6 protein-coding genes are annotated in these 7,086 nt (G+C 65.2%); 1 reads left to right on the forward strand and 5 read right to left on the reverse strand.

Annotated elements, in window-relative coordinates:
* The 3 genes from glyS to ACK5IR_RS16845 form a co-directional block, all read right to left on the reverse strand.
* On the reverse strand, positions 1–1,195 hold a 1,195-nt coding region (gene glyS, locus ACK5IR_RS16835), incomplete at its 3' end, for a glycine--tRNA ligase subunit beta (protein WP_416930559.1).
* 73 nt (positions 1,196–1,268) lie between these two features.
* Complete coding sequence (locus ACK5IR_RS16840; RefSeq protein ID WP_416930561.1) at positions 1,269–1,736, reverse strand: DUF6446 family protein; 468 nt, start codon at positions 1,734–1,736, stop codon at positions 1,269–1,271.
* Positions 1,737–1,892: 156 nt separating this feature from the next.
* A complete protein-coding gene (locus tag ACK5IR_RS16845) occupies positions 1,893–2,822 on the reverse strand; it encodes a glycine--tRNA ligase subunit alpha (RefSeq protein ID WP_416930563.1) in 930 nt (309 codons plus the stop codon).
* Positions 2,823–3,053: 231 nt separating this feature from the next.
* On the opposite strand from ACK5IR_RS16845, the gene ACK5IR_RS16850 reads away from it, so the two are divergent.
* On the forward strand, positions 3,054–4,880 hold the full coding sequence (locus tag ACK5IR_RS16850; protein ID WP_416930565.1) for a serine protease: 1,827 nt from the start codon (positions 3,054–3,056) through the stop codon (positions 4,878–4,880).
* 24 nt (positions 4,881–4,904) lie between these two features.
* Here the strand turns inward: ACK5IR_RS16850 and ACK5IR_RS16855 are convergent, their stop codons facing one another.
* Complete coding sequence (locus tag ACK5IR_RS16855; protein ID WP_416930567.1) at positions 4,905–6,353, reverse strand: TrkH family potassium uptake protein; 1,449 nt, start codon at positions 6,351–6,353, stop codon at positions 4,905–4,907.
* Positions 6,354–6,436: 83 nt separating this feature from the next.
* Positions 6,437–7,086, reverse strand: a 650-nt coding sequence (folE2, locus tag ACK5IR_RS16860; RefSeq protein ID WP_416930570.1) for a GTP cyclohydrolase FolE2, incomplete at its 5' end; no start/stop codon positions are given.

A 7,086-nucleotide genomic window follows, 5' to 3' on the forward strand; every position in this document is an offset into this window, starting at 1 on the left:
TCTCCGAGGCGAGATCGGCCTCGGCGTAACGGGCGCCCTGTTCGGCCCGATCCGGATCGGCGCCAACCAGCGGGGCGATTTCGCGGGCCAGCGCCGCGATGCGGTCGATCCGCGCCTTTTGGCTGGCGAGCTTGTTGTGGAACGTCACATGGCCAAGGCTTTCCAGCCACGGCCCCATGCCGGCGCGAGCGATGCGCAGGTCGGTCTCCCAGAAGAACTTCGCGTCCGACAGTCGTGCCGACAGCACCTTCCGGTTGCCGGAGAGGATCGTTGCGCCATCGTCGGCTGTGACCATGTTGGCCACGGTGACGAATTTCTCGATCCGCCCCGTTGCGGGATTGCGGACGGAAAAGCACTTCTGATGCTCCCTCATCGAGGTTTTCAGCACCTCGGGCGGCAGGTTCAGGAATTCGGCCCCGATTCCGCCCATCAGCACCACAGGCCATTCGACCAGCCCCGATACCTCGGCCAGAAGGCCCGCATCCTCCACCACCTCAAGCCCCTGCGCAAAGGCGGTATTGGTCGCGTCATGCCAGATCGATTCGGCGCGCTCGGCCGGGTCGAGCACGACAAAGGCCCGTTTCAGACCGGTCGCATAGCTGTCGAAGCCGGTGATGGCAAAGGTGCCGGGGGCCAGAAACCGGTGGCCACGCGTCGTGTTACCGGCCGCGATACTGTCGATCGCAAACGGCACCACGGTCGTGCCCGTCTCGTCGGTCAGGATGCAGAGGATCGAATGCAGCGGCCGTACCCAGCGCAGCGACCCCGCCCCCCAGCGCATCGACTTGGGCCACGGGAAATCGCGGATGGTCGCCCCAAGAACCCCGGCGACGATCTCGGCGGCCGGGCGGCCCGGCCGGGTCACGCGGGCAAACCAGACCTGCCCCTTCTTGTCGTCGCGCGCCTCGAGCCGGTCCCGGGTCAGTCCGGTCGCCCGCAGGAACCCCTCCAGCGCCTTTTCCGGCGCATCGACGCGCGGGCCCTTGCGCTCTTCGGTCAGGGTCGGGCTTTCGGCGGTCAGACCCTCGACCGTCAGCGCCAGCCTGCGCGGGGTGGAAAACGCCTGCGCCGAGGCATAGGTCAGCCCGGCCTCGACCAGCCCGTCGGTGACCAGCTTTTTCAGATCCGCCCCGGCGCGCGCCTGCATCCGGGCGGGAATTTCTTCGGACAGGAGTTCGATCAGCAGATCGGGCATGGGGCGGTTCCTCGGGGCGTCGCGGACAATCGGGGCGGTGATGCGCGAAAGCGCCCGGCGACGCAAGGGGCGGTCATTGCCGGATATCCCCGTTCACCTGATGCCAGATGTAGCCGCGCCCCGTATCGGTAACGGCGATCACCCGATCCACCCCGTGATGGATGTTCCCCTGCCCCAGAAAGGCCCGCGCCGTTCCGGCTTCGAGCGCACGGCCGATTTCGGTCGCGTCGAAACAGCCGAACCAGTAGGGCGCGTTGAGCGGGTCGGCGGCGGGATATTCCACTGCGCTTTCCATCAGGCTTTCGGGCGTGGCGGGGGTGTCGAAACAGGCGCGGAAGCGAATGGGCGACGAACCCGCATCGATGGCCTCGATCCCGCTGGCGGGCAGCGGCGCAGTGCCGCCACCGGGCAGTGTCAGCACGATCCGGTCGGCGGGCAGCGTCGTTTCCTCGTAGTAGTAAAAGACCTGAAGGTAATAGATCGCGATCCCGGCGACCAGCGCCGAGAGCACGATCAGCGAGGCGACAATCCTGCCCGACATCGTTTACCTCCCCTTCCGTCGGAACCGCGCCGAGGCGGCACAGGCGTTTTCTTTCCCTGCAACCATCGTGTTATCCGGCCCACCGGATTGGTTCGTTCTGAGAAAGCGACCTCGGCGGGTGGCGGGCGGCGCCTGACAAGTCCGCTGCGCTGAGGGTCACGACGGCTGCCAGCCTCCCGCCTCGGTCTGCACGAAAGCATCGGCGCATTTCTTTGCCAGGGCGCGGACCCGTCCGATATAGGCCTGCCGTTCGGTCACCGAGATCACCCCGCGCGCATCGAGCAGGTTGAACAGATGGCTGGCCTTGATGCACTGATCATAGGCCGGATGCACCATGACGATGCGCCTGCCGGTCTTGGGGTCGACCTCGGGGCGGCTCAGGATGTAATCGCAATGCTCCTCGGCCTCGGCGAACTGCTTCAGCAGTACGTCGGTATCGGCCACGTCAAAGTTCCAGCGGCTGTATTCGGCCTCGGTCTGGCGGAAAACATCGCCATAGCTCAGCGGGATCGGCGCGTCGGGGCGGTTGAATGGCATGTCCATGACGTGATCGACACCCAGCACATACATCGCCAGCCGCTCCAGCCCATAGGTCAGTTCGCCCGAGACCGGCTTGCAATCGTGCCCGCCAACCTGCTGGAAATAGGTGAACTGGCTGACCTCCATCCCGTCGCACCAGACCTCCCAGCCCAGCCCCCAGGCGCCGAGCGTCGGGCTTTCCCAGTCGTCCTCGACAAAGCGGATGTCGTGCATCTGCATGTCGATGCCAATGGCCTGAAGCGAGCCGAGGTAGAGTTCCTGAAGGTTGTCGGGGCTCGGTTTGATCAGCACCTGATACTGGTAGTAATGCTGCAACCGGTTGGGGTTTTCGCCATAGCGCCCGTCGGTCGGCCGGCGCGAGGGCTGCACATAGGCCGCCGCCCACGGCCGGGTTCCCAGTGCCCGCAGGGTCGTGGCGGGGTGGAACGTTCCCGCCCCCACTTCCATGTCATAGGGTTGCAGCATGGCGCAGCCCTTGCCGGCCCAGTAGGTCTGAAGCCGCAGGATCACCTCCTGAAAACAGGTTGGCTGGCTGGTCTCGGTCATGTCTGTGGTCCGGTTCCCTTGCTTGTGCCGCCGGCAGCGGAACATGTTCTGCGGCTTCCATAGGCCGCAGGCCCTCGCGGGTCAATCGACGGCCGCCCGATGCAGCCACGCAACGCTCGCGGCCCGGGGTTTGCCGCCGGACGATTGGGGATGCGCGCGCCGGAGCCTCTGCTATCTTGCCGCGACTTTTCAGCGCCCTTCGGTGAGGGGCAGATATCGGAGCATTCGCCTGTGAGAAAACTGCCTGTCCTGATCGCCTGCCTCGCCACCACGGCCGTTATCGCCGTGTCCGGCGCCCGCGCGCAGGAAAGCGTGTGGTTGCAGGTCGAGGCGGTCCGCACCCTGGCCGAAGCCGAAGCCAGCGTCCGCACCTGGTCGGGCAACTTCGCCAACGTGGCCGGGTTCCGCCTGCCCAACGGGTTCTACGCCGTCGCGCTTGGCCCCTATGACAGCGAAAGCGGCGCGGGAGAACTGGCGACGCTGAAGAACCAGCAACGAATCCCGTCCGACAGTTATATTGCGGGCTCCGAGGCTTACGGCCCGCAGTTCTGGCCGCTTGGCGTGATACGCGACTCCGGTGCCGAAGCCGTTGTCCCGGTGCAGGCACCCGCCGCGCCGGAACCGGCGCCAGAGCCGGAGCCTGCCCCGGCCGAAGCGGCGCCCGATACACCCGCACCAAGCCCGGCCGGGGCTCCTGCGGAACCGCCGGCCACCGCCCGTCCTGACGAGACCCCGCAAGAGGCGCGAGCAAGCGAGGCGCAACTCGATTCCGACGACCGCAAGCTGCTGCAAAAGGCCCTGCAATGGGCCGGCCACTACGCTGCCGCCATCGATGGGGCGTTTGGCGCCGGCACCCGCAATGCCATGGCCGCGTGGCAGAGCGCGAACGGCCACGAGGTTACGGGGGTTCTGACAACGGCGCAGCGTGGCGCGCTGATGGATGCCTACCGCGCCGAATTTGCCGAACTGGGGCTGGAAACCGTCCGCGACGAAACCGCCGGCATCGAGATCCTGCTGCCCGCCGCCAAGATCGCCCGCGCCCGGACCGAGGCGCCGTTCGTCCATTATGACCCGACCGACGGTGACAATCTGCGCGTGCTGCTGATCAGCCAAACCGGCGACGAGAAGGCGCTTTTCGGTCTTTACGAGATCATGCAGACGCTCGAAATCGTTCCACTTGCCGGCGACCGCAAGGTCGGCAACCGGAACTTCGTCCTGACCGGGCAATCGGACGAGGTGCATTCCTACACCTATGCCGAACTCGACGGGGATGTCATCAAGGGCTTTTCGCTTGCCTGGAACCCCGCCGACGAACTGACGATGGCCGAGGTCGTCCCGATGATCCAGGCCAGCTTCACCCCGATCCGCGATATTGTCCTGCCCGATACCGCGCTTTCGGACGAAGGCGAGACACAGCGGGTGGACCTTCTGGCCGGACTGGAGCTGCGTCGCCCCGATCGCTCGCGCACCGGGTTCTTTGTCGACCGCAGCGGCAGTGTGCTGACCACGATCGACCTGCTGGAACAGTGCCGCCGCGTTACCATCGGCGACGAAATCGACGCTGCGGTCGCCGCCCGCGACGACGCGCTTGGCCTTGTGTTGCTGAAACCGGGAACGGATTTGGCGCCGATGGCCGTTGCCGCCTTCAACAGCGGCGTGCCGCGCCTTCAGACGGAGATCGCCGTGGCGGGCTTTTCCTATGGCGACGTTCTTGCGCTGCCCGTTCTGACATGGGGGGTGGTGGCGGACATCCACGGCCTGGAGGGCGAGGACGGGGTCGACCGGCTGTCGGTTTTGGCGCTGCCGGGCGATGCCGGCGGCCCGGTGCTGAACGATGCCGGTGCCGTGCTGGGCATGCTTCGGCCGCACGGAACGAATGGCAACCGCCAATTTCCGGATGACGTGAACTTCTCGTCCGATGCCGCCGCAATTAAAGGGTTTCTTGCTGATGCCGATATCTTGCCACTTGCCGCCGGAACGGGTGAACCGCTTGCCCCTGAGGATCTGGCGACGCTGGCCGAAAGCCTGACCGTTCGCGTGAGTTGCTGGAAGGAATGACCGCCCGGCAGCGAGCGCGGCTGCTCAGGCGCGCCAGAAGGCCAGCGTGAAGATCGCATAGACTACCAGAACCTCCAGCCGGCCGATCAGCATCGCCGCCGACATCAGCCACTTCGCCGTCGCGTTCAGCGACGAGAAATTGCCCGACGGCCCGATGATCTCGCCCAGCCCGGGGCCGATGTTGCCCAGCGTCGTTGCCGCGCCGGAAACCGCGGTGGTAAAATCCAGCCCGGTCATCGCCAGCAATACCGACAATATGCCCAGCGTCACGGTGAAGAGCATGAAGAACGACATCACCGAATTGAGCACATCGTCGGTAACGGGCCGCCCCTCGTAGCGCAGCGGAAATTCCCCGCGCGGCGTGTGCAGTTTCTGCAACTGGACCGTGATCGCGCCGAACAGAAGCTGATAGCGGAATATCTTGACCGAACAGGCCGTCGATCCGGCACAGCCGCCGATCAGGCCGAGAAAGAAGAAGATGGTGGCGGCAAAGGCGCCCCATTCCTGATAATCGACACTGGCATAGCCGGTGCCGGAGATGATCGAGGTAACGTTGAACAGCGCTTCGCGGATCGACGGCTCGAACCCGCGACCGTCGACGATCACCTGAAACAGCGCCAGCATCAGACTGACCACGGCGATCACGCCGAAATATCCCCGGATCTGGCTGTCGCGCAGCAGCGGTCTGGCGGTGCCCGACAGAAGCTGGATGTAGCGCACGAACGGCAGACTGGCGAGAAACATCGCCAGCGCCGCGACATATTCTGCCGGTCCCTGGAACTGCCCGAACGATGAATCGTGGGTCGAGAACCCGCCCGTCGAGATCGAGGTCAGCGAATGGTTGATCGCATCGAAGGAAGACATCCCCAGCCATATGTAGCCCATGGAGACGAGTATGGTCATCGCGATGTAGATCCAGAAGATCTGTGCCGCGATCTCGGCGGCGCGCGGAAGGATCTTGCCCATCGTGTCGAAGGCCTCGCTGCGGAATATCTGCATTCCGCCGACCTTGAGTTGGGGCATGAAGACCATCGCCACCACGATGATGCCGATCCCGCCCAGCCATTGCAGGATCGACCGCCACAGCAGCAGTCCCTGCGGCAGCGCGTCGAGCCCCGAAAACACCGTCGCCCCGGTGGTGGTCAGTCCCGACATCGCCTCGAAATAGGCGTCGGTAAAATTCGCCTCGGTCGCGCCGATCAGGAACGGGATCGTACCGAACAGCGGTAGAATCGACCAGACCCCGACCGTCAGCAGAAAGGTCTGGCGCAGCGTCAGCCCCGGGCCGGTCGAATTGTGGCAGGCCAGCGCCATCAGCGCCCCGGAAAGAAACGTGATTACAGAGGATTCGAAGAACACCGGCCAGTGGCCGTTTTGCGCCCACAGGTCGACCGCCAGCGACGGCAGCATCGCGATGCCCAGCGTGGCCACCAGCAGGCCGATAACGTATCCCACGGGTCGGATATCCAGCATGCGGGCAGCGTTGGCGCGCCCGCGCTGCGGTGTCAAGCCGGTCCGGTGCCCGATGGCTCTGCGTCCCTGCCCGGCGCTGCCTGTCAGCCGGCGTGAACGAGGCTGGCGAAGAGTTTGGGATCGAGGCTCGCCGCCTCGAAGGTCGGCCCGTCGATCAGAACGCTGATTGCATCATGGCTGTGCAGGCTTTCCTGATGGCTGGCGACCACCCGGAAATCGCCGATCCGCGGATCGGACTGCAATGCCGCCGCGAACAGCCGCGCCGCATCCTCGACGAAGACAGGGTTGGCGGCGTTCAGTTCGGCAAAGGCCTGTTCGTCCTCGCGCTTGACCATCACCTGCGTCTCGGTCGGCACCGCGCGGCGGCACAGATCGACCAGATCCTCGAACCAGAGGCACCCCTGCCCCGGTTCGAGCAACAGCGAAATCCGGGCTACCGAACGTTGCGAATGCGGCGTCGCCAGTTGCCCGCGCTGCCGGCGCGCGTGTTCGGACAGTTCCAGCGAACACGGACAGGTCGAGGAATAGACATAGTCGAGGTGCATGATCTTGAGCCGCGCCCCGTCCCGTTCGACCGATTCGAGCGCAATGTCGTAATACTGATAGCCTTCGAGGCCCGAGCGCAGCGACGCCAGCCGCATCGGAAAGGAAAAGCGCATGGCGATGCGGGCATCGAAACTGTCCAGATCGCGGCGGTAGCCTTCGAGCGCATCCTCGATCACCTCGAAGCTGA

The sequence above is a fragment of the Tropicimonas sp. genome (assembly GCF_047971885.1).
Taxonomy (GTDB): Bacteria; Pseudomonadota; Alphaproteobacteria; order Rhodobacterales; family Rhodobacteraceae; genus Tropicimonas.

Bases quoted from the DNA above. Each gene is read 5' to 3' on its own strand.
- ACK5IR_RS16845 (WP_416930563.1), bottom strand. From the start codon at position 2,822: ATGACCGAGACCAGCCAGCCAACCTGTTTTCAGGAGGTGATCCTGCGG.
- ACK5IR_RS16840 (WP_416930561.1), bottom strand. From the start codon at position 1,736: ATGTCGGGCAGGATTGTCGCCTCGCTGATCGTGCTCTCGGCGCTGGTC.
- ACK5IR_RS16855 (WP_416930567.1), bottom strand. From the start codon at position 6,353: ATGCTGGATATCCGACCCGTGGGATACGTTATCGGCCTGCTGGTGGCC.